This is a genomic window from Brevibacillus sp. MCWH (assembly GCF_013096935.1).
Lineage (GTDB): Bacteria > Bacillota > Bacilli > Brevibacillales > Brevibacillaceae > Brevibacillus > Brevibacillus aydinogluensis.
Window position 1 is genome coordinate 1 of the sequence record NZ_SDLF01000007.1, and the last position, 23909, is coordinate 23909.

Here is a 23909-nt window from a genome sequence, read left to right on the forward strand (position 1 = left end):
CCACTTTGCGAGGACTGAAAAAAGTGACAATGCAGGCGATGCTTGTCTTTGCTTGTATGAATTTAAAAAAACTGGCCAATTGGCTATGGAAGGCAGGCAAAGGGAGGCACAATGCCTTTCATTTTCGAATACATACAGGACAAAAACTCCCTCGACTGCCAATGGTAACGAGGGAGTTTGTCTGCAATCTGAAGCACCTAGCAACCGCTAGGTGCTGTTTTATTGTACAGGAATGTCCGCCAGACATGTTACTGAAAATGTCTGCAAATCTCCTTGACAGCGTCGTCAGCAACGACAACCTTGCCGTATTCCTCCAGGACGTAAACGGTAGTCGGCGTCGCTTCTCCGTATTCAGAGAGGATCGCAATCAGCTTCTGGTACTGCTCCTGATCCAAATCGAGCTCTCCCAGTACAAGGTAGTATTTGCCCTGGTAAAAATAAGCGGCTCCGCCATTGGTCAACATCGCGTTTATGCGATGAGCTGCTTCAACCAGATGCTCAAAGTCGCGGAAGGAATAGATGACGAGTTCACTCTCTTCCAGAGTGACTTCCAATTCATATACGTCATCGTCCTCGTACTCTTCCTCTTCCTTCTCAAGCATTGAGCCTGTTTTGCCGCGCGTTACGATTACGACCATTCCCTGTGCTGGCAAGGCAAACACTTCAACGGCGACAGGCCCGGACACTTCAAAGCCCAATTCGTGGTAGGCCTGTTCCATCATGTCGTTGAACAGTTCATGTACCTTTGGAATGTCACGCCACATGTCTTCTTTTTCAATTCCTCGCTCCGACAGATCGTCGAACGTTAGGAAGATCCGTATCTTGTCTTGACCAAGGCGTTCAACACGCATGACTGTCCCTCCTCGCCATCCAGTCGTATTACAAAGTATGAACCAGAGCCTGTAAGAGTTCTCCGCATTTCCGGCGGACACCCCTCGGCCATCCACCATTTTCACAATGTCGTGAAAAAAAGGGGACTGGCTCTATCATAACATAGTTGCGCGGAAGAATATAGCGCTCGGGTCCATTCGTGTGTGCTGAAGGGAGAAGCAACCGGGAATCCTGTCGACCGGACACGCAGAACGGTTGATTCTGTAAAGGTCTGTCAGATTCTGCGCTTTCCCGGGAAAGCCGTGGACAGGAACTGCTTCTGCGTGCTTTTCATCAATTCAATGATTTCCGTCTGCAGCGACCGCCTGCGCTGCATCCGAACCAACAGGATCAAGATTGCAGCTCCGCCGAAAATGAGCGTCGGCATGGGCATTTTGAGATACTGAATGTACCCGAGGAAACCTGCGTATACGCACAGCAGAGCGTTCAGACAGCCCTCGCCAAACACCCCTCGCCGGATGGCCTCGGCCGCATGGGTGCGGATCAGTCCACCCAACAGGACCGACCCCAGCACAAACAAGATGGCCGCCATTACCAGTTCGACCGGCTTGAACAGCAAAAAGGCAACCCAGTCCCCCAGCCGATCAGGGTGAAGCGGCGTGACGGGAAACAGCCGAATCGCACCGTTTCCGCACCACCATGCCAAAAGTCCCAGCAGCAAATCTCTCAGGTAGGTAATCATCTTGCCAATGTCCCTCCGTACTGCCCATGTTCGATCAAACAAAGCATACGGTGGACTGCGGTTGCTTGTGCCTGGTCACCAAATGAATACAAAATGCGATCCGTCCCGTGATATGCTATGTGATGCTTTCCTGCAGGCGCTTGTGAATCCAGATCGCGGCCTGCGCCCCATCTCCCATTGCGATCGCCACCTGCTGGGAATGGGGAATCACGTCGCCCACGGCCCATATATTCCGGTGGTCTGTTTCCTTGGTACGGGGATCGACCAGGACGTGCCCCTTTTCGTTGAAGCGGACGGCAAACGGACGCAGCAAGTCTGTGTTTACACGGGCGCCGGGAAACGCGAGAAAGGCCCGGCTGACTGACAACATGGCGCCGCCGGACAAGACGATGCCGGTAAGCATTCCGTTTTGGTGTGCAAGCCGTTCTACCCGCTCGTTGATCACGTCGATCGAGAGCGATCGGATTGTCTCGCCTTCCTGCGCTCCGAGCGGCGATCCGGCGTGGTTGATCACCGTCAGGCGGTCGGTGTAATAACGAAGCTGGACGGCCATTTTTGCCGCTTGCGGAGCAGCTCCGATGACCGCTGTCGCCTGACCGACCGTCTCGTACCCGTCACAATCGGGGCAGATGAAGATTGATTTTCCGAGACAGTCGACAAGCCCCGGTATGTCCGGAAACGGGTCGCTGATTCCTGCTGCCAGCACCACTGTACGTCCCTCGAGCCGGTAACCGGAGACGCGGAGACGGGCAAAAAAACGTCCCTCGTGTTCCGAGAGCTCTGACACCTCGTCAGAAAAAAAGCGAACGCCCAGACGGAGCGCATGGGTTCGTCCGGCATCGCGCAGCGCCTTTCCGCTGACGCCGTCGGGAAATCCGAGGATGTTGCGGTACGCTTTGGCCACCGTTGACCTGCCATGGTTGGCATCTACCACGGCGACGTTACGCAGGCATCGGGAAAGCTGAATGGCAGTCTGCAATCCTGCAATTCCCCCGCCAATGATAATCGTGTCAAAGACCATGCCATCGTCACCTGCCCGTCTCTCGGTTTTCCCTTAGCATGTCCGTTTGACTGCCGGCTCATCACGGCGACAGAGGAATCGACAATACGTCACCTGCTTTCAACTTGGCCTCCGGACTAATCCCATTGTATCTCGCAATCCGGGAGACCCCTCCGTTGTTTCCATAGTAGAGTCGGGACAGCATGAACAGCGTCTCCCCCTTTTGAACGACGTGGCGCTTTACCTTAGGCTTAGGCGCCGGCTTGGCGGCTTGGACTTTACCGGAAGACGAAGTATGCTCGAAGGAGGCAGGAGTGGTGGCGTTTGTCTGTTCTGTGGCAGGCTTTTCTGACGCCGTTCCCGCGACAGCATTCGCTTTTGTCTGCGCCGATTCATTAGGCAGCGATCCGCTGCTTGGGCTGTTCACGATGGCCGCTGCCTGTCCTCCCTCACCGCCACTGACAGCGGCCGAACCGACGGGGGGAGCAGACGGAGCCGAGCCGTCCGCTTGGGCGATAGCAGACGTCTGTCCGGCTGCGGCTTGCTCCGCTCGTGCTGTCTCATTACCTGGGGGATTCGACGACGTTTGATGGGCCTGGTACAGTTCTGCGGCCACCAGCACGAGAAACAGCGAGCCGAAAATGGCCAGGCCGGAACTGAGAACAGCTTTGTATGAGAGCCGCCCCCTTTTGTGGCGCAACCGCCGCGGAGGCAGTTCGTGCACGTCCGATTCCGGACTCACCCGGAACGTTTCCGGCATCCGTTTGCTTCTGCCCTTTGTCACTCCTGATTCCTCCTCTCGCTTGCACATCCGTATTGAATGTAGAGAGCCAGCAGCAAATCGATCGCCATGTGGGCCAGTATCGGTGTGACGAGCTGCCCGCCCGATTCAAACAGCCAGCCCAAAAGCCAGCTGGTGCCATAGACGCTTGCGACAAGCAGCGGCTTTTGCAGGTACCGGACGTGAACCAGGGTAAAGACCAGACTTGTCCATCCATTGCCGATCAGCGGCAGAAGCACACCGCGAAACAGCCATTCTTCCCCGATTCCGATCACTGCGCACAGCAAAGCGGTGGTCCCAAAAGGCAGACCGCGAAAAATTCGTTCATTAATGTCGCCGTCATCCTGCCATCGTCGCGGCAGATACCGGTCCATCAGGATGCTGGCCAGAACGACCGCAAGCGCGACGGCTCCTGCACGCGCCAGTTCCGGCAGGGTCGGCAGCGCAAACAGCAGCAGGGTACCTTTCCAACCGTGCACCCATAAGCTGCCGATTGCAGCCACCGCCAGCACGATGAACTGGGTCAGCCACAAATTGAGCCTCAGAGCGGCCGGATCGAATTCTTCCCATCGACGCTTCACGGCCCCTTCCCTCCCTTACGATTCGGCAGCAGCTGGGCCAATGCCTCCCGCAAATTCCAGATCGTTTCTCTCTGAGGAGGACGAGCCAAGTGCGTCTCCTCCAGATAGGGGGACAGCTCCAGGCCGCAGCGGGAGCAGCAAGCCAGCGAATAGGATTGGTCATCCTCACCAAAGTACCGGTTCAACTCGCGGCGCAAACAGCCGCTCCCCTCCAGCCAGCGCAGCATGTCCGACAGCTTTTGCCGCTTTTGCCGCCTGCTCCATTCCGTGGCCTGCCAAACCCGCTGCACGTGGTTTTGGAGCGCTTCACCGTCCGACGGCACATCGGACAAGGTGTAGTGGTACTGTTCGCGCGTGACCGCCACTTCCCTCAACAGGCCGCTCTGTTCAGCGTAAAAGAACAGCAGCCGGGCCATGTCTGCGTCGATCTCCGCCGCGGTGAGCACCTCTGCAGGCAGTGAACCCTCCCTGTTCAGCAGGCGAAGAAAGCGGGCCACCTCTTCTGCGGTCGGGTACTCGTTTTCCAGCATGTGCGCGTGAATGTGCAAATCATCCGCCACGTAATACAGCGCAGCATAACCGGGTGCCCCGTCCCTGCCGATCCGTCCGATTTCCTGGGCGTAGGCTTCCAGGCTGGCGGGAAAGTGGTAGTGGATCACGTAGCGGATGTCGGCCTTGTCGATTCCCATGCCAAATGCGTTGGTCGCCACGATCACTTCCAGCTCTCCGCGCAAAAACTGCGTCTGTACCAGCATCCGTTCCATGCTGTTCATGCCGCCGTGATATGCGTGAACCCGTTTTTTTCCGTCCAACTGGTAAGCGGCGACGAGCGTCTCCACAGCCTGCCGTGTGCTGCAGTAGACAATCCCCGGCCCGCGCAGGCGGTCCATCGCGGCCATCACCTGTTCTCGGCGCTCGGCTTCGCTGGCTGCGGCGATCACGTCGATCGCAATATTGGCTCGATTGAGCGGAAGCGCCACCACGTCCTCCGGTTCAATCTTCAACAAGCGGCATATCTCTTCTCTCACCGCTGTCGTGGCGGTGGCGGTTACAGCCAGTACCGGCGGACCGCCGAGCTTCTCTATCACGTCCGGCAGCCGCAGATAGTCCGTGCGGAAATCATGCCCCCACTGGGAGATGCAGTGGGCTTCGTCGACGGCGACCATCGAAACACCTGCGCTGCGCAGCGTCTCCTGCACGATCGGCTGCTGCAGCTTTTCCGGAGACACATAGAGCAGTTTGCAGGCGCCGCTTCTGATGTCGCGCATGATTTGCCGGGAATCTGCCGGGTCCAGGGTGCTGTTCAGGTAGGCAGCGGGAATTTTCCGCCTGGCGCGAAGCTGCTGCACCTGGTCCACCATCAAGGAAATCAACGGAGAGACCACGACGACCACTCCTGGCAAGAGAAGCGCGGGCAGTTGGTACGTCAGCGACTTTCCGCCGCCGGTCGCCAACAGGCCGAGCACGTTTTTTCCCTGCAGCAGGCGAGAAATAATCTCCTGCTGGCCGGGACGAAACGTTTCATAGCCAAAGTGACGGCGCAGCGCTTGGGTCAGCAGATCACCGTTTATCACGTCGTCGTCCCTCCCTTCCGCCGCGCCAGCGCCAAACGGATTTGCAGATAGGATACGTCTGGCCCCAGGTGGTCCTTCACGACGCGCAGCCGGTTCGTGCCCAACTGTTCACTAGCCTGCACGATCCTCTCCGCCAACGCGGGCGAGAGAAAGCGCGAACAGTCCCACTCCGGGCAGCGCAGGGCGATTTCCGCCAGGTGATCCTCCACCGTGCTGGGTTTGATTCTTCGTCTCTGGGCGATCTCCGCGACCGAGAAGCCTTGTCGCAGGAGCGCGTACGTCTGCTCGGCGCTATCGCTCAGCCGCCGTTCCCCGCTGCCGGACGGACCGGCTAGCTCGGCCAGCAGCGGAAACCGTCCGCTCTCGCTTCGCAGCGCATCCAACGCCCGCGCCAGCCCGTATCGAAATTGCAGCTGTATGTACGAAGGGGCTTCCCGCCTGTCCAGCGCCAGTTGGGTCAAGGTTTGCCCCGATTGGGCCGCACCGGAAAAGCGGGCGACGACCACTTCCTGGACAGAGGCGGGAAGCGGTTCCAGCAGGCGGTACAGCTCGTCCGCCAGATGTTCCTGCCAGCGTTCCCGCTGCTCCGGTCTTCCCAGACGCTGCTTCACCCACTGCTGCACCTGCTTGTCCTGTACGACAGGCTGAAAGGACAAGTCGTTTGCCAGCAGGTGGGAGACGGTCTGGACGAGCAGGTGCAGGCGGCGCCAAAAGAGGTCCAGCGGCTCAGCCACCTCGGTCCCGGCAAACGGCTGGAACCAGAATCCCAGCTGATACCTCTCCCGTCCGGCTGCGGCGCAGGTCTCCCCCGCTTCCGTCAGTTCATAGGACGGCTTGCGTCCTTCCCCCGGCGGGCTCACCAGGCGGATCAATCCCTGCTGCATGAGTGCGTCGACAATTTTCTCCCAATCCTCTTTCAAAAGGCGGGGAATCATCCGATAATACGGATAAAGGGCGAACAAATGCACATCCTGCAGCGTCTGGTTGGTCTTGCGGCCGCGCAGAATGTAATACAGCGCCTGGATGGTCCGTTCTCCCGCCAGCGGACGCAATCCGTTGAGGGTGACAGCCTGCATGAAATCATGCTCCAGTTCGGCTAAGGTAGGACTGCTCATGGGTACTCGATTTTTCACTCCCCACATACTACACACTTACTATCGTACAAAAGGATACTGGAGGATCGTATGAACAAACGTTTAACCAAATCTGAATTTCTCGTTGCGTACATGATCATCATAACACTTGCCTGCTTTGTTGGCGGATTTTTTTTCGGCGCCCGGTACATGAAAGCTGCGATGGAGGAACAGCAAGCGGCAGCTTCCCAGACAGAGAAGCAAATGCTGGAGCAGGAAAAGCTGCTGCGGGAACAAAAACTGTACAGTGAACAGGACTTTATCCGTTTTCATTACGCCGTGTACGCTCCGCTGCTGGAACTGAAGCAAGCCCACTTTGACAAGATGGCAGACTGGAGCCGCATGGACACACAGCAGCGGACCGATTCGCTCAACCAACTGGTGAAGGCAGCCAAAGAGACGATCAAGCAATTGGAGAAACCGGCGGCACTCAACACCGCTCCCCTGCTGAACCAGTCCCAAAGCATCTTCCTGGACAGCGTCCGGGCTTATTTGGATAGTATCGAGCAGTTGCTCTCCGATCAGAATAGTAATATACTCGAACCCGAGGAGATTGCCTCTCGCCTCACGTTGTCCCAGAACAGTTGGCTGAAGGGACAGGAACTGCTCTACCAGGCGCTGGCCTTGTGGGAGTCATCGTATGTCACCAAACAGCCAATGCCGAAAGAAAAGCCGAAGACACTCAGCATTGCCCAGTGGAAACAGTACCCGTTTCACTATCGCACATACCTGGCCGCAACCGCGCTGACCCATCACAAACAATGGACGGCGTACAATCCGGAAGATCTGACGGCGCGGCTGGACATGCTGATGTCGTCCAACGAATGGCAGAGCCTCGGACTTCAAGACGTGAATGCAGCCCTCCGGCTGTTAACGACCGCCGACATGGTGAAAGTTGGCGATTTCAAGCAGCTTCAGCTCAAACTGTACCCGGCCGTGAAGACGCCGGAACTTCCCATATTCCGATAGGGGTCTATTTTTAGATGTGATTCATTCTTGAAATCTTTTCATACAACGAATAAAATGAGTTATGACAGTGGACGTACCATCGGGTATGGGAGGTGAAACCACGATGACCACATGGGTAGACAAAGAAACCTGTATTGCTTGCGGTGCTTGTGGCGCTACTGCTCCTGACGTCTTCGATTACGATGACGAGGGTCTGGCTTACAACAAGCTGGATGACAACACAAACACCGCTGAAATCCCGGACATCCTGCAGGACGACGTTCGCGACGCTGCAGAAGGATGCCCGACCGATTCCATTAAGGTGGAAGAATAATTTACCCACAAACAAAAAAACCGCTCATGCCTCTCGAGACATGGGGGGTTTTTTCATTTCTTTCTTTTGCTGCCGGTTCCTGCTATAATGTGGACAGTCCGTACATAATCATCTTTTTGTGAGGAGGAGCAAAGATGTCTTTCGAAAACAAAGTCGTTGACGCGTTTATCGAAATCCCCGCGGGCAGCCAAAACAAATACGAGTATGACAAGGAAGCCGGCGTATTCCGCCTGGACCGCGTCCTCTACTCGCCGATGCACTATCCGACCGAATACGGATACCTGGACAAAACGCTGGCGCTGGACGGCGATCCGCTGGATATCCTCGTGCTGACCACGTTCCCGACCTTCCCGGGCTGCGTGATCAAATCCCGCGTAATCGGTGTGCTGATCATGTCTGACGACAAAGGGCAGGACGAAAAACTGCTCGGCGTTCCGGTGGACGATCCGCGCTTCGACCATGTGAAGTCCCTGGACGACGTGCCGCCGCATGTGCTGAAGGAGATCTCCCACTTCTTCGAGCGCTACAAAGACCTGGAGAACAAAACCACCAAGATCGAGGGTTGGGAAGGCCCCGAAAAGGCAGCAGCCCTGATCGACGAGTGCCTGGCTCGCTACGCCGCCAACAACTGATCGCGTGGAGCCGATCTTCGATGAGCCCTGTGTCTTGCACCGAGACACAGGGCTTTTGCATACATCAGCTCCCGCTGCACGGAAAATCCGAACATTCCAACTGGAAATTTTCCATTTTTTATAAAACCAATTGGATAACGTTCGGTTTTTAGCCCAAAAATACACCTTCCACCAGTGAAAACGCTACTATTTTACGAACAAAAAATCTAATTTATTAAGTAATGTTCTTTTTTTGCTTGACGTCTGCAAACCCTCGTGATATTGTAAATTACAAATCTGAAACAGCTTCAATACTTCAACAACGATGACGAAGAGATGCCTGGCACGGGAAACCCTCAGAGAGCCGATGGTCGCTGCGAATCGGTGGTTCCCACCAAGGATGAGCACTTCCGAGTTGTTGCGCTGAACCGATGTCCCGGGCATCCAGTAGGCGCGAACGGTTGATCCGTTATCTCACAGGTCTCGTACCTGGCAAGGTTCTTCTTTGCGAGAAGAAGAACGAATGAGGGTGGCACCGCGAAGCAAGCCTCTCGTCCCTCACTGTTCCGCGAACAGGAGCAGTGTGGGAACGGGAGGTTTTTTATATGCACTTGTCAAGGAGGAGAGAAATCCATGTTTGCAGACAAAATGATCCTGCGCATACCAGGACCTACCCCCATCCCCCCTCGCGTCCAGCAGGCGATGAACCAGCCGATGATCGGCCATCGGAGCGGACAGTTTTCCGAGCTGTTCGCCCGCACTGCCAAACGGTTGAAGCCGTACTTCGGCACGAGCCAGGACGTGTTCATCCTCGCTGGCAGCGGCACCAGCGCATTGGAGATGAGCGTGGTCAACACGCTGCAGCCGGGCGAAGAGGCGGTGATTCTGGTAAGCGGCGCGTTTGGCGAACGGTTTGCCAAAATCTGCGAACGCTACGGCGTCATTGCCCACCGCCTGGAAGTTCCCTGGGGAAAGGCGGTCACTCCGGATCTGCTTCAGGCGTTTCTGGCTGACAAGCCGCAGGTAAAAGCCGTATTCGCCACTTACTGCGAAACGTCGACCGGCGTGCTCAACCCGATTCGCGAACTGGCACAGGTGGTGCGCCAGCATTCGGACGCCCTGTTCATCGTGGATGCGGTAAGCTGTCTGGGCGCGGTCGCCTGCGAGATGGACGCCTGGGGCGTGGACATCGTCGTAACCGGTTCGCAAAAGGCGTTTATGCTTCCGACCGGATTGGCCTTCCTGGCCGCGAGCGAACGAGCCTGGCAGGTGATTGACCAGAAGAAGCCGCTGGCCTTTTACCTCGACTTGAAGGCCTACCGCAAAAGCCTGGCCGAAAACACGACGCCTTACACGCCGGCCGTGTCGCTGGTATTCGGTCTGGACGAAGTCTGCTCCATGCTGGAGGAAGAGGGACTGCCGGCCATCATCAAGCGGCATGAACTGATGCGCGACATGACCCGCGCCGCAATGCGCGCGCTGAACGTGCCGCTGATGGCCGAGGACGCCTACGCTTCGCCGACGGTCACCTCGTGCGATCCCCAAGGGGCATTCGACGCAGAGGAGCTGCGAAAAGTACTCCGCACCCGCCACAACGTTGTTATCGCCGGCGGCCAGCAGCACCTCAAGGGCAAGATTTTCCGCATCGGCCACATGGGCTACTGCGAACCGCTCGACGTGCTGCAGGTGATTGCCGCCCTCGAACTGTCGCTCCGTCAAATTGGTGCTCCCGTTGAGCTGGGAGCAGGTGTCAAAGCTGCACAGGAGGTGCTTTTTGCTCATGTATAAAATCCTGATTACCGACCCGCTTAGCGAACACGGCATTCAGCAACTGCTTGACGCCCCCGACGTGGAAGTGGTGCGTCAAACCAACCTCTCCCCCACCGATCTGCTTTCCGTAATCGGGGACTATGACGCCCTGCTCGTCCGCAGTCAGACGCAGGTGACCGCTGAGGTGCTGGCTGCCGGCAAGAAACTGAAAGTGGTCGGCCGCGCCGGCGTGGGCGTGGACAACATCGACATCAATGCGGCCACCGAAGCCGGGGTTGTCGTCATCAACGCTCCCGACGGCAACACGATCTCCACGGCGGAGCACTCCTTCGCCATGCTGATGGCCGTCGCTCGGAACATCCCGCAGGCACACAAAAAACTGACGGATGGAACCTGGGACCGAAAAAGCTTTCAGGGCGTAGAGCTGAACAACAAAGTGCTCGGCATCATCGGCCTGGGCCGGATCGGCACAGAGGTGGCCAAGCGAGCCAAGGCGTTCGGCATGACCGTGCTGGCCTACGATCCGTTCCTGACGGAAGAACGGGCGAAAAAGCTGGGCGTCACCCACGCCACGATCGACGACATCTGCCGGCAGGCTGACTTCATTACCGTCCATACTCCGCTGACGAAGGAGACGCGCCATATTATCAGCTCCCGCGAGTTTATGAAGATGAAAGACGGCGTTCGCATCATCAACTGTGCCCGCGGCGGCATTATCGACGAAAAGGCGCTGTATGAAGCCATCTTGACCGGGAAAGTGGCAGGGGCTGCCCTGGACGTGTTTGAAATAGAACCGCCGGTAGACAACCCGCTGATCGGCCTGCCGCAGGTCGTGGTCACTCCCCACCTGGGCGCCTCCACACAGGAAGCACAGGAGAACGTGGCGGTTGACGTATCGGCCGAAATTCTCAAGGTGCTGCGCGGCGAGCCGTTCAAAAACGCGGTCAACCTCCCGTCCATTCCGGCGCACGTGATGGAACGCCTGCAGCCGTACTTTACCCTCGGCGAAAAGCTGGGGAACTTCCTGGCACAGGTGACGGTCGGCTCGATTCAGGAAATCGCGATCACGTACAGCGGCGAACTGGCCGATGTGGACACGGCACCGCTGACAAGAACCGTGCTGAGAGGTGTACTCTCCTTCCGCCTGGGCGAAGAAGTGAACTACGTCAATGCGCCGCTTCTGGCCAAAGTGCGCGACATTACGGTCACGGAGAAAAAATCGGCGCACAATCGCGGTTTTACCAACCTGCTGACAGTCACGTTGAAGACCACACAGCAGACGCGCACCGTCGCCGGTACCCGCCTCAACGGTTACGGAGCGCGAATTGTCAAGATCGACGACTTTGCCATCGACGTGGCTCCGGAAGGGTACCTGCTGTACATCCACCACAACGACCGTCCCGGCGTCATCGGCCGCGTCGGATCGATTCTGGGCAACAACGACGTCAACATCGCCACCATGCAGGTAGGACGGCGTGACATTGGCGGCGACGCGATCATGATGCTCTCTGTCGACAAGCCGGTCTCCGCCGAACTGCTGGACAGCATGGGCGAGCTGCCGGAAGTCAAAAGCGTGACGCAGATCGAACTGTAGGCAGAAATGGTTGCCGCATGGTCTCCTGTACACGGCCTGGTCCTCATGCACCAGGCCGTTTCTTTACCTATTGAAATGCTACAGGTATAATAGTACAAGACTAGCGACTACATGAGAGGAGATCGATATGGCAAACCAGGCACTACTCGCCATCGGCATTTTTTTGGTAACGTACGCGTTTATTATCAGTGAAAAGCTTCACCGCACCATTGTCGCCATGGCCGGCGGCATCCTGATGGTCCTGTTTGGCATTGTCAACCAGGAGCAGGCAATCGAGCACATTGACTTCAACACGCTCGGTCTTTTGATCGGGATGATGATTCTCGTCGCAATTACCGCCAAGACGGGCGTCTTCAAGTACATGGCCATTCGCGCCGCGAAGTTGGCCAAGGGCAATCCCGTGCGCATTCTCGTCTACCTGAGTCTCGTCACGGCTGTGACCTCCGCTTTTCTCGACAACGTCACCACCGTGTTGTTGATCGTGCCGGTGACCTTCAGCATCGCCCGGCAGCTCCAGGTAAACCCGATGCCCTTTTTGATCAGCGAAATTATCTCGTCCAATGTGGGCGGCACGGCTACACTGATCGGGGATCCTCCCAACATCATGATTGGAAGCGCTGTCCCGGAATTGGACTTCATGTCGTTCCTGGTCAACCTGGCGCCTGTTGTCGTGATTATCATGGCCGCCACGATCGGCTGTTTTGTGCTGATCTACCGCAAGCAGCTCGTCACCTCGCCGGAACTGCAGGCCCAAATTATGAACCTGGACGAACGCGCCGAAATCACCGATGTCAAGCTGCTGAAAAAGTCGCTGGCCGTGCTGGCGTTGACGATCATCGGCTTCATACTGCACGGCGTGCTGCATCTGGAATCGGCAACCATCGCCCTGAGCGGGGCGTTCCTGCTGCTGCTGCTCACTGGTGAGCACTACCTGGAAGAGGCGCTAGGCCAGGTGGAGTGGACCACCATCTTTTTCTTTGTCGGCCTGTTCGTCCTCGTTTCCGGTCTGGTTCATACCGGCGTAATCGCCAAACTGGCAGAAGAGGCGATCAATCTGACCGGCGGCAATACGCTGCACACCTCCCTGCTGATTCTCTGGCTGAGCGCGATCGCATCCGCGTTTGTCGACAACATCCCGTTCGTTGCCACGATGATCCCGATGATCAAGGAAATGGGCACACTGGGCATCACCAATCTGGAACCGCTGTGGTGGAGCCTGGCCCTGGGCGCATGCCTGGGCGGCAACGGCACGCTGATCGGCGCCAGCGCCAACGTAATCGTGGCCGGGCTGGCTGCGAAGGAAGGTCATCACATCAGCTTTCTGGGTTTTCTGAAAGTGGCGTTTCCTCTGATGATCATGTCCATTATCCTGTCGCATGTGTACGTCTATCTTCGTTATTTTGTGCTGTAGGAAACAGACTGTATGGACAGGCAGTAAAAAAACGGCTCCCGCGGGAGCCGTTTTTGTATTGGAGAGATCAGTCTTCGCCTGTCCCCCATGCCGGGGCGGCGAAACCGGTTGATGCGCTATTCGAGGATGGAGAGAACTTCGCGGACATCGTTCAGAATATAATCCGCCTGTTCGTCTTCAAACTTGCGGCGGGCTTCCTGTCCGGTCAAACCGGTCATTGTAGCAGCAAAGCGGCAGCCGATGGCGCGGGCCGCCATAAGATCGGCGAGCGAATCGCCGACGATCAGCACCTCGTCGCCGTTGGCAATCGGCAGCGATTGGTCAAGCACTTCGCGATTGGGCGTGGACAGACCCAGCAGCCCTTTCAGATAGGAAAACGGATGCGGCTTGGACAGCGGCGCGCTGGCCGGAATCTCCTCTTCCGCTTCCAACACGTGGCTGGCGGTCACCACCCGTTCCGGATCAAAAAATTCCAGCACCTTCAGTTCGCTGAGCGGAACATGCGTCTCAATAGTAGGACGGCCCGTGCCGATGCCAAGCGTATATCCCTTGTCCTTTAACGTGCGAAACAGCTTTTGCAGTTCCTCCGGGCTGACGATCGGGATTTCGTCGGTCAAAAACCCCTTTTTCCCCGGCTGGTGTGTTTCTCGGCCGATGGACGCAGCCACACGTTCATCGCCCAGATACCATTCCTGGAACGTCTCCTGACACAGCCGCCACAAGTCGCTGTTACGCGAGAACGCATTGGTCACGACGCCGCAGCGCTCAAATGCAATCTGGTTCAGATAGAGCAGCATTTCCGCTTTCTGCGCGGAGCCTCGCGCAAAATCCTTGGTAAACTTGGCGTATTCAATGGAAAAGTCAGGGACGTACGCCTTTGCCCACTCCGACAGGCGGGCAAGCTGGGCGCGGTTCAGCTGGCCAGCCAGCAGATCGGTGGCCTGCTGACCCAGTGCCGGTTTCAGAGCTTCGCACAGCCGGATCACCTGGTAGGCGAAGGTCAGGAACACCATATCCCAGTTGGAGTTGATGCCGCGCGACTTGATAAAGGAGAGCACTTCATCGTCGGCAAAGACCAGCTTGCGGACGCGCCGAATTTCCGCTTCATCCGGACTGGGCGTGAACGTATCCCCGGCTAGGCCGAGATAGCGCGGGCTGTGGAGCATTTCCCAGACAGTCAGGGCGGATGCATCAAAATAGCGCTCTTCACTCAACATGACACCATCGACGTCAAACAGTATCGTCTTGATCATTTCTCTCCACTCCTATTGTGCTATTTGTTCTTGGGTTTGTCCGGCAAAGCGATGGTAAAGGTCGTGCCTTCTCCTAGTTTGCTCTGCACGCTGATCGTTCCGCCGTGGGCTTCCACCAAATTTTTGGCGATGGCCAATCCCAGTCCGGTGCCGCCCGCCTTGCCCCGCGTCCGTGCCTTGTCTGCCTTGTAAAAGCGCTCAAATACGAACGGCAGATCTTCCTGCGGAATGCCGCTGCCCGTGTCACACACCTCGAGCAGAAGCGTTTTGTCTCCCCGAGCGCGAAGGGTCACCGTCCCCTCGTTGGGGGTGTGGCGCAGCGCATTGTCGATCAGGTTGGTCAACACCTGCTCCATCTTGTCGGGATCGACGAGTGCCGTCGTCTGCTTCGTGTCGATTTCGAGCAGGAGATGAATCTCGCGTTCCTTCGCCAAGTTGGAAAATTTCCGTTGAATGCGCTCCAGGTAGGGGCGCAGTTCGATTTGCTCCAGATTCAATTCGACGTGGCCGGCTTCCATCCTGGCGATGCTCAGGAGTTCGTTGACCAGCTTGGTCATGCGGACCGACTCGTCGTAAATGATCCGGGCCAATTCCTTGTGTTCCTCTGGCGAGGCGGCCATATCGTCGACGATCGCTTCACTGTACCCCTGCAGCATGGACAGCGGCGTGCGCAGTTCGTGTGACACGTTGGCCACAAAGTCGCTGCGCATCTTGTCCAGCTTTCGCTCCCGGGTCATGTCGCGCAACACGGCCACGGCCCCGCGAATCTGCTCCCGGTCGTTCAGCGGCACCATCACCAGCGACCAGATCCGTCCCTGAACGGGAAGATCCTCGGTTACCTCCCGGCCGCTCTGCACCACCTGCTGGTAAAAGGCAAACAGCGGAACCGGTTCATCCGGGTGCTCGTACTCCCAGTCGCGCAAAAAATGTTTGGCCGGCGGGTTGGCGACGGCGATCTTCCCTTGCTCGTCGATCATCACCACGCCGTCCACCATGCTGCGCAGGACGCTGGCCAACTGCTCCTTTTCCTTGGAAAGGGCATCCACCAGTTGGTTCAACCGGCTGGCCATGGTGTTGAACGAAGCTGCCAGCTCGCCAATCTCGTCCGTCGTCCGGATCGGGATTTCGGCATGAAAATCCCCTTCCGCGATCCGGTGTGCCGTCTCTTTCATCTGCCGCAGCGGAGAAGTGATGCGCGATGACAGGAAAAAGGCGAAAACCGTGGTCAAGATGAACCCGATGACGCCAACGACGAAAATCAGCTTGCGCACTTCCCGCACCGTATCGTCAAAATCTTCAATCGCCTGGTACATGACAATCGCGCCCCGCATGCCCGGAGAAAGCTCGATCGGAACGGCAACGGCCATAATCTGCATGCGCGCGTTCCGGTCTGTGGGATTGTTGGTAAAGAGGATGCGTCCCGGCGCGGGGTGTTTGCCGGCCAGTGCCTCGGACAGCTTCAGCTCTGGTGCGGCAAGAAGTTGTTCCACCGGGACCATTGGCTTTCCAATGCCTTCGCTTTTGCCCACAAGCTTGCCCATTTGATCGACCATCACCAGACCGGTACGGTGAATGGCGCCAAAACTGGAGGCGATGCCGAGCGCTGCCCGTTTGTCCGGATAGGCAGCCAGGCTTTCGGACAGGCCTTCTGCCAATTCCTGCAGGTTTTTCGTCTGCCGGTTAAAATAAAAGGAGTCAAACGACTGAACCAGCATCAGGCTAAACAGTGTCAGCACCAGGGCAAACAGTGCGATGATGGTCATCCACAGCTTGCCGACTACGCTTTTAAAGATGACGTCCACGTTACTTCGGCACCTCAAGCTTGTAGCCTACGCCCCAGACGGTGGCAATCATCTGCGCTGCAGCCGGTGAGACGCGGTTCAATTTTTCCCGCAGGCGTTTGATGTGCGTGTCGACGGTCCGCAGATCGCCGAAAAACTCGTAATGCCACACGTCTTTCAGGAGCTCCTCACGGGTAAAGACCTTGTCAGGCGACAGCGCCAGGTAATGGAGCAGCTCGTATTCCTTGGGCGTCAGGTTTACTTCCTGCCCGCTGGCGATCACCTTGTGAGCGTCGTGGTCAATCGTCAGATCAGGGAAAACGAGGACCGAGTGGCTGTTGAAGTTATCCGTCTTGAGGTATGCGGTAGCCGAAGAACGACGCAGAATCGCCTTGACGCGGTATACGACCTCACGCGGGCTGAACGGCTTAACGACGTAATCGTCCACCCCGGCCTCGAAGCCGTGCACGCGGTTGGTCTCTTCCCCTTTGGCGGTCAGCATGATGATCGGCGTCGCTTTGTGCTCGCGGATTTTTTGGCACACCTCAATCCCGTCCATGCCGGGCAGCATCAGGTCGAGCAAAATGATGTCGTAGTCGGTCGCCAGCGCCATCTCCAATGCCTGTTCCCCGTTGTCCGCTTCGTCGATGACAAACGCTTCTCGTTCCAGGTACATTTTCAGCAGACGGCGAATGCGTTCCTCATCATCCACCACTAGAATGCGTGCCGCTTTTTCCATACCATACACCCCTTGGGTCCATGTTTTCAATCAAAATGAATCAGATCGTCCCAAACGCTGGCGGACAGGCCAGCATTTTGCGGCGTCTGCCGGCACTACACCCCTGCGTAGGAATGCAGTCCGGCGATCACCAGGTTGACCACCACCAGCGTAATCAGGATGATGACAAACCCGATGACAGACATCCAGGCCGATTTGGCGCCGATCCAGCCGCGAGACAGGCGCAGGTGGAGATACGCGCTGTAAAACAGCCAGACGATCAGCGCCCACACCTCTTTCGGGTCCCAGCCCCAGAAGCGGCCCCACGCCTCTTCCGCCCAGATCATGGCGAAAATCAGCGCCCCCAGCGTAAACACGGGGTAGCCGATACTAATGGCGCGATAGCTGATCTCATCCAGCAGTTCCGGTTCAATGCTGTTCAACGACGGCTGTATGACGGCTCCCAGCCGTTTGCGGAAAATCAGCCGCAAGCCGCCGTACAGGACCAGCCCGGAGATGACGGACCAGATCATCGTGTTCAGCTTCCGGGCCGCATCTTTGCCTTCCATCCAGGCGGGCGCCTCGAACAGCGGCGTTATCGGACCTGCTTGGACTACCGTGGAACCGTTCGGCGCAACGATGGCCGGCAGGGTATACTCTATCTTCGTGTTGCCCGCCTGGTTCTGAGTGTTCTCCTGATTTTGGTTCAGCTCAAAGACGGTCTTGGCATCCATGCGGGCGAACGTGGAGTCCATCCCGATGAAGCCGACCAGCATCAGCACCACGGCCAGAACCGTTTCCAGCCAGCGGGTGCTCTTCGTCGCCCTGTCTTGCGGGACGGTCCGCACCAGGTACATCAGCCCGGCGGCAAAACCGACCGCCAAAATCCCCTCGCCCAGAGCAGCCGTGGTGACGTGAATGTGCAGCCAGTAGCTCTGCAGTGCCGGGATCAGCGGCGTAATCTCTTTGGGGAAGACGTACGAGTACGCCAGCATGATGACCCCGAGCGGCAGCACGAACATGCCAATCACGGTCAGCTTGTAGATGCGGTAGATGATCAGGTAGGCCAGGATGATACAGTAATCGAGAAACGCGATAAATTCGAACATGTTGCTGGTCGGGCTGTGGCCGCCGGCAATCCATCGCGTCACCACGTAGCCGGTTTGGGCGAGAAAACCGACCACCGCCAGCCAGTAGGCGGTCCGGCCATACTTCAATTCGTGCTGTTTCGGATCGCGTCCCGCCCAGTTTTTCCCCGTCATCGCGACGACGAATACAATCGACGAGAGCACGTACAGCACAAAGGCAATATCCAGTAGCCAATCACTCAGTTGAATGAGCTGCACGTCAATTTACCCTCCTTGGAGCCGCTTACGCTTTCGATCTGTCCTGCAGCGCGATTTGCAGCCCCGTCTGTTCAATTAGCATCTGCATCTCTCTGCGCAACCCGTACCAGTTTTTGTTGGTGTGGCCAGCCAGGAGCAGCCGCCCCTCATGAAACTGCACCCATATCCGGCGGTGCTGCCAGAAGAAGCCCATCACCACGCCGATCATGAAGATGATCGAACCGAAGTAGATCACGGGTACCGCCTTGTCGATGCGCACCATCAGACCCGAAATGTCGATCAGGTCCGGCATCTTGATCTCCAGTGTGTAACGGGAGTCCGCTTTCTGCGTGATGATCGTGCCGCTCACGTACACCAATTTTTCCCGCACGTTGTCTTTTTCCGAGATCACTTCCAATGCGAACATCGGATTTTTCGGCAGGTTGGTCTTTGTCGCCGGTTTGTTGTCTTCTCCCATGACAAAGTCGGGAAAGTAATCCAGTACGCGAACCTTGATCCCGTCGCCCACCTGCAGTTCCGGATTGGGCTCGTAGAGATCCAGCCTGATCGGACCGATCGCTTTGCCGCCAGCCTGCTTGTCGATCAGCTCAAAGTTGAGTGCGCCCAACTGCATCTCCTGCACACCCGACTGGACCAAAGACAGGTCTTCATGGATCAAGGGGTGGTTTACCAGGATCGATCCCCGCTTCACTTCGACCAGTTCCGGCTTGGCGCCGGGCAGATCGGCGTTCTTGTTCAGATAGAGAATCGCGTCCGTCTGGTACTTTTTCGGGATTACGCCCCCGTTCAGATCAAGCGCTTGCGGCATCTCCTCTTCTGACCAGTACTCGGTATGGTACGCCACGTTTTTTATGTAATACGGCGTATCCGGCACCGCCACGGTCTGCCCCTCACGCACCCAGACGAACTGGTCCAGGTAAAAGCCGGGGATATTCCGCATCAGGACGCCAATCAGGAAGATAATCAGCCCAATGTGGTTGACATAGGGACCCCAGCGGCTGAACCGGCCTTTTTCCGCCATCAGCGCATCGCCGTCGCGGAAAATGCGGTAGCCTTTTTTCCGCAGGGCTTCGGCTGCCTTATCGGCAAGCGCACCCGGCTCGGTCTCGGCGGGATGCTCCGCTTCGCCGTACAGTTTTTGCCCTTGCAGGAACGAAACGTGTTGGTTGACGCGCGGTTTGTTCAGCGCCTTGTAGAGCGGGATCACCCTGTCCAGGCTGCAGATGATCAGAGATGTGCCCAAGGCTACCAGCAGCGTGACAAACCACCACGACGAGTACATGTTGTGGAACCCCAACGCGTAGTAGATCTGCCCCAGCGTACCGTACGTCTCGCTGTAAAACCTGGCGACGTCATCCTCCGTCGGAACCGGTACGGGAATGTACTGCTGCTGCGGAAAGATCGTACCGATGGCGGAGGCGATCAAAATCACAAGGATAATGGCAATGGCGACCTTGACGGATGAGAAGAAATTCCACACCCGGTCAATCAGGCTTTTCGTATTGGTCTGCGATCGACGGGCCATCCCTTCGTAACGCATGTCGGGAAAGGCGACCCGTCCATTCTGTGCAGCCTCTCCGGTTTGTGCGGTCAACTCCTGTTCCAGCGGCCTGCCGCACGATTCACACAGCAGCGTGCCAACCGGATTGGCGTGTCCGCATTCACATTTTCGCTGATCCATGTTGCTCCTCTCTTACGGCAAGATTTTGGCCACTTTTTCGGCGATCATGTCCTCGTTTAACGGCCCCAAGAAAATTTCCTTGACTTCTCCGTCCGGATCGATGAAAAACGTCGACGGAATTTTATCAATGCGATACAGTTTGGTGATTTGCGACTCGCGGTCCATCAAGATCGGGAAAGTCACGCCAAACTGCTTCAGAAACGGTTCCACAGCGACCGGTGTTTCGCCGATGTTCACTCCCACAATCACCAGTCCCTTGTCCTTGTACGCTTCGTACTGCTTCTGCAGGGCGGGCATTTCCTGTTTACAAGGGCCGCACCACGTCCCCCAGAAATTGAGCACGACGCCTTTTCCCCTCAAATCAGACAAGGCGATGGACGGGCCGTTCAGCTGTTCCAGGCTGAAATTTGGAGCGTCTCTGCCTACTTTCACCGCGTTGGGGTCCTTTACAAAGCTGGAATAAACGGCGAAGACCAGTGCCGCCAGCAAAACGCCCAGAATCGCCACTCTGATGTATGTACGATTGCTCTTGTTCATGATTGTCCTAACTCCCATCTGTGCCTGTTGCCGGCCTGTTTGCTTCATTTATTTATTATAACGTTCCTTGATTTTCCGCCAGCGAACAAGATATGAACAGATTTTGAACGCTGATTCAGCGGCGGTGCGGCAAGTGCTTGCGGTCCCGGGTCAGGCCCCGTTTCAACCGCTCCACTTCCGACGTCGTCAGCGGCCGGTACTGTCCCGGCTCCAGTCCTTCCAGCGTGAGAAACCCCAACTTGACGCGCTCCAGACTCAACACCGGATGGCCGATCGCTTCACACATGCGGCGCACCTGGCGATTGCGCCCTTCGTGAATCGTCAGCTCCAGCAGCGCCCGATCACCGGCGGCCGACGTCTTCAGCAGCCTTGCCTGTGCGGGAGCCGTCATGCCGTCCTCCATCTTGATTCCCCGCTCCAGTCTGTCAACCTTTGCCGGGCTGGGCACTCCTCTTACCCAGGCGCGGTACACCTTATCAATCTCGTAGGAGGGGTGTGTCAGCATGTTGGCCAGTTCCCCGTCGTTCGTCAGCAGCAGCAGACCCGACGTGTCGTAGTCCAGCCGTCCCACTGGATAGACCCGTTCCTTTACACCTTTCAGCAGATCGGTGACGACGCGGCGGCCCTGCGGATCAGAGACACTGGTGATGACACCCGTCGGCTTGTACAGCAGCAGGTAGACGTGCTGTTCCAGTCGAATCGGACGTCCGTCGACGACGATCCGGTCCGTGTCGGGATCGACCCGCGTTCCCAATTCCCGCACCACTTTGCCGTTTACCTGCACCCGCCCCTGCACAATCAATTCTTCGCAGTGGCGGCGTGAGGCGACGCCGGCGTGCGCCAACACTTTTTGCAACCGTTCCATGGATGGTTCACCTCTACAACATCATACCCATTCTTACCAGTGTGGACAAGAACAACAAAAAACTTCCCTCGACCGGGAAGTTTTCCAACCAGCGCATCACGGTTCAGCCAAAGACGTAGGAGACGATCAACAGCGAAAAGATGACGCCCGCCAGATCTGACCACAGCCCAACCCGCAGGGCGTAGGCGGAATTGCGGATGCCGACCGCGCCAAAGTAGACGGTCAGCACGTACAGCGTGGTATCCGTGCTTCCCTGCATCGTGGCGGCCAGCCTGCCGATAAACGAATCGGGTCCGTACTGAGCAATCAGGTCAGTGGCCACCGCCAGCGACCCCGTGCCGGTAAGCGGGCGAAGCAGCGCGAGCGGGACGATCTCTTCCGGCACGTGCAGTACCTCGAGCAGCGGTTTCAGGACGGAGAGCAGCAGTTCCAGCGCTCCGGATTCACGGAACATCGTAACAGCCACCATCATCGCGATCAGATGGGGCAGGATGCGGATGGACGTGGTCAGCCCGCCTTTGGCTCCGTCGACAAACGTCTCGTACACGGGAATCCGCCTGTGCCAGCCGTACACCAGCACGAACGCGATCGTGACCGGAATGGCCCACAACGAAATCAGGGAAACCCATTGGTACATGCCGGCTTCCCTCCTTTATCTCAGCCTGCGGGTGTGACGGTATCGGTGCCAACGATCCAGCAGCAGGGCGACAGCCGTAGCGCCGAACGACGCCAGGAGCGTCGTGCCCACGATTTCGACCGGATTGGCCGAGCCATACTGCATGCGAATCGCAATCATCGTCGTGGGGATCAGGGTAATGCTGGCCGTGTTGATCGCCAACAGTGTGCACATGGCCGGGGTGGCGTGCTGTTTGTCGGGATTCAGTTTTTGCAATTCCTCCATCGCCTTCAGTCCCATCGGCGTGGCCGCATTGCCCAGCCCGAGCAGATTTGCGCTCATATTGGACAAGATGTAGGCCATGGCCGGATGTCCGTTGGGCACGTCGGGAAACAGCCGCTTGATCAGCGGCGCCATCAGCCGGGCGAGCACATCCAGCAGCCCCGCTTTCTCGGCGATGCGCATCAAGCCCATCCAGAAGGCCAGCACGCTTACCAGCCCGAACGCGACGGTCACCCCTGTTTTGGCTCCTTCAAATGCTGCCTGATTAACCGCATCCAGCCGTCCGTTGACGGCGGCCACGACGATGCTGACGACGATCAGGGCGAGCCAGATGACGTTAAGCACTCCACATCCCTCCCGCCATGATCTCCCAGACATGGTCCCAGAACGTCCGCGTCCGCCCGGGCGTCCAGGCCGGTGAGGTATCCTGCACGGTGAGCGGCACCCGGCCGATCAATCGGTCGCCGAGGTACACCTGCAAAAATCCGACGTGACTGCCGATCATGCGCTTCGTCACGGACGGCTGGAGCAGTTCCACTTTCGTGCGGATCTGTTCGGCTTCGCCGTTTTGCAGCGGGTAGGCAAACTCGTTGATCGTCACCAGACGCAGCGATGGATCTTCTGCTGCAACATTTGCCTGAATCGTTTGCCCCTTGGCCACGACTTTGCTCACGGCAAAGTGCTCAAACCCCCAGTCCAACAGCTTCATTGAGTCATTCCAGTCATCCGGCGCATTGAGCGTAATGGCCGCCAGCTGCCGACCGTCCCGCGTAGCGGAGGAAGCCAGACAGCGTTTGGCCAGCTTGGTGTAGCCGGTCTTCACTCCGTCCGCGCCGTTGTACAGATGCAGCAGCTTGTTTTTGTTCTGCAAGCGCCGGTCCCATTTCTCCCCTTCCCACGAAATGGTCTTTACCTTGGTCGAGACGATTTGGCGAAAGATCGGATTGCGCAGCGCGTAGGCGGAAAGCTTGGCCATATCCTCTGCGGTGGAATAGTGCATGTTGCTGTCGTCGAGACCGTGTGGATTGGTGAAGTTGGTGTGGGTCATGCCGATCAGCGCCGCCTTTTCATTCATCAGGTAGACAAAACCGGGCACTGATCCGCCGACGTGATGGGCCACGGCCACGGCAGCGTCGTTGCCGGAGCGGAGCATCAGCCCGTACAGCAATTCTTCCAGCGTCAGCTTTTCGCCCTGCTTGAGGTAGATGGAGGAGCCTTCCACTCCGACCGCTTCCTTCGGCACGGTCACGACGTCCGAAAGCCGGCCCGACTCGATTGCCACAATCGCCGTCATGGTTTTGGTCAGGCTGGCAATCCGCATTTTTTTCGTTCCGTTTTTGGAGTACAGGATGCGCCCGCTGGCCACATCAATCAGGGCGGCCGCTTCCGCGGAGACGTCGGGGAACCCGTTTGCGGCCTCCACCTGCTGCTGCATGAAAAATATCTGCCAAAAAAGAAAAACGACGAGCACGCCGCACAGTTTTTTCCGTACCTTCATAACGTCCTCCCCAACGAATGTA

At 57.4% G+C, this 23909-nt stretch carries 24 protein-coding genes and 1 other annotated feature; of the genes, 7 read left to right on the forward strand and 17 right to left on the reverse strand.

Annotated features, from left to right (window positions below):
- On the forward strand, positions 1-211 hold a 211-nt coding region (locus tag ETC00_RS20470), incomplete at its 5' end, for a hypothetical protein (RefSeq protein WP_216369372.1).
- 37 nt (positions 212-248) lie between these two features.
- Here the strand turns inward: ETC00_RS20470 and ETC00_RS08260 are convergent.
- The 7 genes from ETC00_RS08260 to ETC00_RS08290 form a co-directional block, all read right to left on the reverse strand.
- Positions 249-851 (reverse strand): genetic competence negative regulator, encoded by a 603-nt coding sequence (locus ETC00_RS08260; protein ID WP_171565523.1) that lies wholly within the window; start codon positions 849-851, stop codon positions 249-251.
- A 254-nt stretch (positions 852-1105) separates the two neighbouring features.
- On the reverse strand, positions 1106-1573 hold the full coding sequence (locus ETC00_RS08265; protein ID WP_171565524.1) for a hypothetical protein: 468 nt from the start codon (positions 1571-1573) through the stop codon (positions 1106-1108).
- Positions 1574-1688: 115 nt separating this feature from the next.
- Positions 1689-2594, reverse strand: coding sequence for an NAD(P)/FAD-dependent oxidoreductase (locus ETC00_RS08270; protein WP_171565525.1), 906 nt, complete (start codon positions 2592-2594; stop codon positions 1689-1691).
- 61 nt (positions 2595-2655) lie between these two features.
- On the reverse strand, positions 2656-3357 hold the full coding sequence (locus tag ETC00_RS20850) for a LysM peptidoglycan-binding domain-containing protein (RefSeq protein WP_171565526.1): 702 nt from the start codon (positions 3355-3357) through the stop codon (positions 2656-2658).
- Entirely contained in the window at positions 3354-3935 is a 582-nt protein-coding gene (locus ETC00_RS08280) for a CPBP family intramembrane glutamic endopeptidase (protein WP_171565527.1), read from the reverse strand. The genes ETC00_RS20850 and ETC00_RS08280 overlap by 4 nt, the downstream gene beginning before the upstream one ends.
- Positions 3932-5506, reverse strand: coding sequence for a RecQ family ATP-dependent DNA helicase (locus ETC00_RS08285; protein ID WP_171565698.1), 1575 nt, complete (start codon positions 5504-5506; stop codon positions 3932-3934). The genes ETC00_RS08280 and ETC00_RS08285 overlap by 4 nt, the downstream gene beginning before the upstream one ends.
- Positions 5506-6585, reverse strand: coding sequence for a YpbB family protein (locus ETC00_RS08290; protein ID WP_253264267.1), 1080 nt, complete (start codon positions 6583-6585; stop codon positions 5506-5508). The genes ETC00_RS08285 and ETC00_RS08290 overlap by 1 nt, the downstream gene beginning before the upstream one ends.
- A gap of 108 nt (positions 6586-6693) precedes the next feature.
- Between ETC00_RS08290 and ETC00_RS08295 the strand changes: the two genes are divergently transcribed.
- The 6 genes from ETC00_RS08295 (at position 6694) to ETC00_RS08320 (ending at position 13310) form a co-directional block, all read left to right on the forward strand.
- Positions 6694-7611: a hypothetical protein gene (locus ETC00_RS08295; RefSeq protein WP_171565529.1), complete on the forward strand. Its 918-nt coding sequence runs from the start codon at positions 6694-6696 to the stop codon at positions 7609-7611.
- A gap of 103 nt (positions 7612-7714) precedes the next feature.
- Positions 7715-7924, forward strand: coding sequence for a ferredoxin (locus ETC00_RS08300; RefSeq protein WP_171565530.1), 210 nt, complete (start codon positions 7715-7717; stop codon positions 7922-7924).
- Positions 7925-8058: 134 nt separating this feature from the next.
- Entirely contained in the window at positions 8059-8556 is a 498-nt protein-coding gene (locus tag ETC00_RS08305) for an inorganic diphosphatase (protein WP_171565531.1), read from the forward strand.
- Positions 8557-8851: 295 nt separating this feature from the next.
- Positions 8852-9097, forward strand: a binding site (T-box leader).
- Between the two features lie 71 nt (positions 9098-9168).
- Entirely contained in the window at positions 9169-10323 is a 1155-nt protein-coding gene (locus ETC00_RS08310; protein ID WP_171565532.1) for a pyridoxal-phosphate-dependent aminotransferase family protein, read from the forward strand.
- Positions 10316-11899: a phosphoglycerate dehydrogenase gene (serA, locus tag ETC00_RS08315; protein ID WP_171565533.1), complete on the forward strand. Its 1584-nt coding sequence runs from the start codon at positions 10316-10318 to the stop codon at positions 11897-11899. Before ETC00_RS08310 ends, serA begins: the two co-directional genes overlap by 8 nt.
- A 127-nt stretch (positions 11900-12026) precedes the next feature.
- Positions 12027-13310, forward strand: coding sequence for an ArsB/NhaD family transporter (locus ETC00_RS08320; protein WP_171565534.1), 1284 nt, complete (start codon positions 12027-12029; stop codon positions 13308-13310).
- A 116-nt stretch (positions 13311-13426) separates the two neighbouring features.
- Here ETC00_RS08320 and ETC00_RS08325 read toward each other — a convergent pair whose 3' ends face one another.
- The 10 genes from ETC00_RS08325 to ETC00_RS08370 form a co-directional block, all read right to left on the reverse strand.
- The gene (locus ETC00_RS08325) at positions 13427-14563 is read right to left on the reverse strand and encodes an HAD family hydrolase (RefSeq protein WP_171565535.1); all 1137 of its coding nucleotides are present in this window, start codon (positions 14561-14563) and stop codon (positions 13427-13429) included.
- 20 nt (positions 14564-14583) lie between these two features.
- Complete coding sequence (locus ETC00_RS08330) at positions 14584-16365, reverse strand: ATP-binding protein (RefSeq protein WP_171565536.1); 1782 nt, start codon at positions 16363-16365, stop codon at positions 14584-14586.
- Between the two features lies 1 nt (position 16366).
- Positions 16367-17083 (reverse strand): response regulator transcription factor, encoded by a 717-nt coding sequence (locus tag ETC00_RS08335; RefSeq protein WP_171565537.1) that lies wholly within the window; start codon positions 17081-17083, stop codon positions 16367-16369.
- Positions 17084-17178: 95 nt separating this feature from the next.
- Positions 17179-18408, reverse strand: a complete 1230-nt coding sequence (gene ccsB, locus ETC00_RS08340) for a c-type cytochrome biogenesis protein CcsB (RefSeq protein WP_171565538.1) — start codon at positions 18406-18408, stop codon at positions 17179-17181.
- Between the two features lie 25 nt (positions 18409-18433).
- Positions 18434-20089: a cytochrome c biogenesis protein ResB gene (gene resB / locus ETC00_RS08345; RefSeq protein WP_171565539.1), complete on the reverse strand. Its 1656-nt coding sequence runs from the start codon at positions 20087-20089 to the stop codon at positions 18434-18436.
- 12 nt (positions 20090-20101) lie between these two features.
- Complete coding sequence (gene resA, locus ETC00_RS08350) at positions 20102-20626, reverse strand: thiol-disulfide oxidoreductase ResA (RefSeq protein WP_171565540.1); 525 nt, start codon at positions 20624-20626, stop codon at positions 20102-20104.
- 115 nt (positions 20627-20741) lie between these two features.
- A complete protein-coding gene (locus tag ETC00_RS08355; protein ID WP_171565541.1) occupies positions 20742-21491 on the reverse strand; it encodes a pseudouridine synthase in 750 nt (249 codons plus the stop codon).
- Positions 21492-21594: 103 nt separating this feature from the next.
- Positions 21595-22128: a spore maturation protein gene (locus ETC00_RS08360; RefSeq protein ID WP_171565542.1), complete on the reverse strand. Its 534-nt coding sequence runs from the start codon at positions 22126-22128 to the stop codon at positions 21595-21597.
- 15 nt (positions 22129-22143) lie between these two features.
- Positions 22144-22734 (reverse strand): nucleoside recognition domain-containing protein, encoded by a 591-nt coding sequence (locus ETC00_RS08365; protein WP_171565543.1) that lies wholly within the window; start codon positions 22732-22734, stop codon positions 22144-22146.
- Complete coding sequence (locus ETC00_RS08370; protein ID WP_171565544.1) at positions 22727-23887, reverse strand: D-alanyl-D-alanine carboxypeptidase family protein; 1161 nt, start codon at positions 23885-23887, stop codon at positions 22727-22729. Before ETC00_RS08370 ends, ETC00_RS08365 begins: the two co-directional genes overlap by 8 nt.
- Positions 23888-23909: the final 22 nt, after the last annotated feature.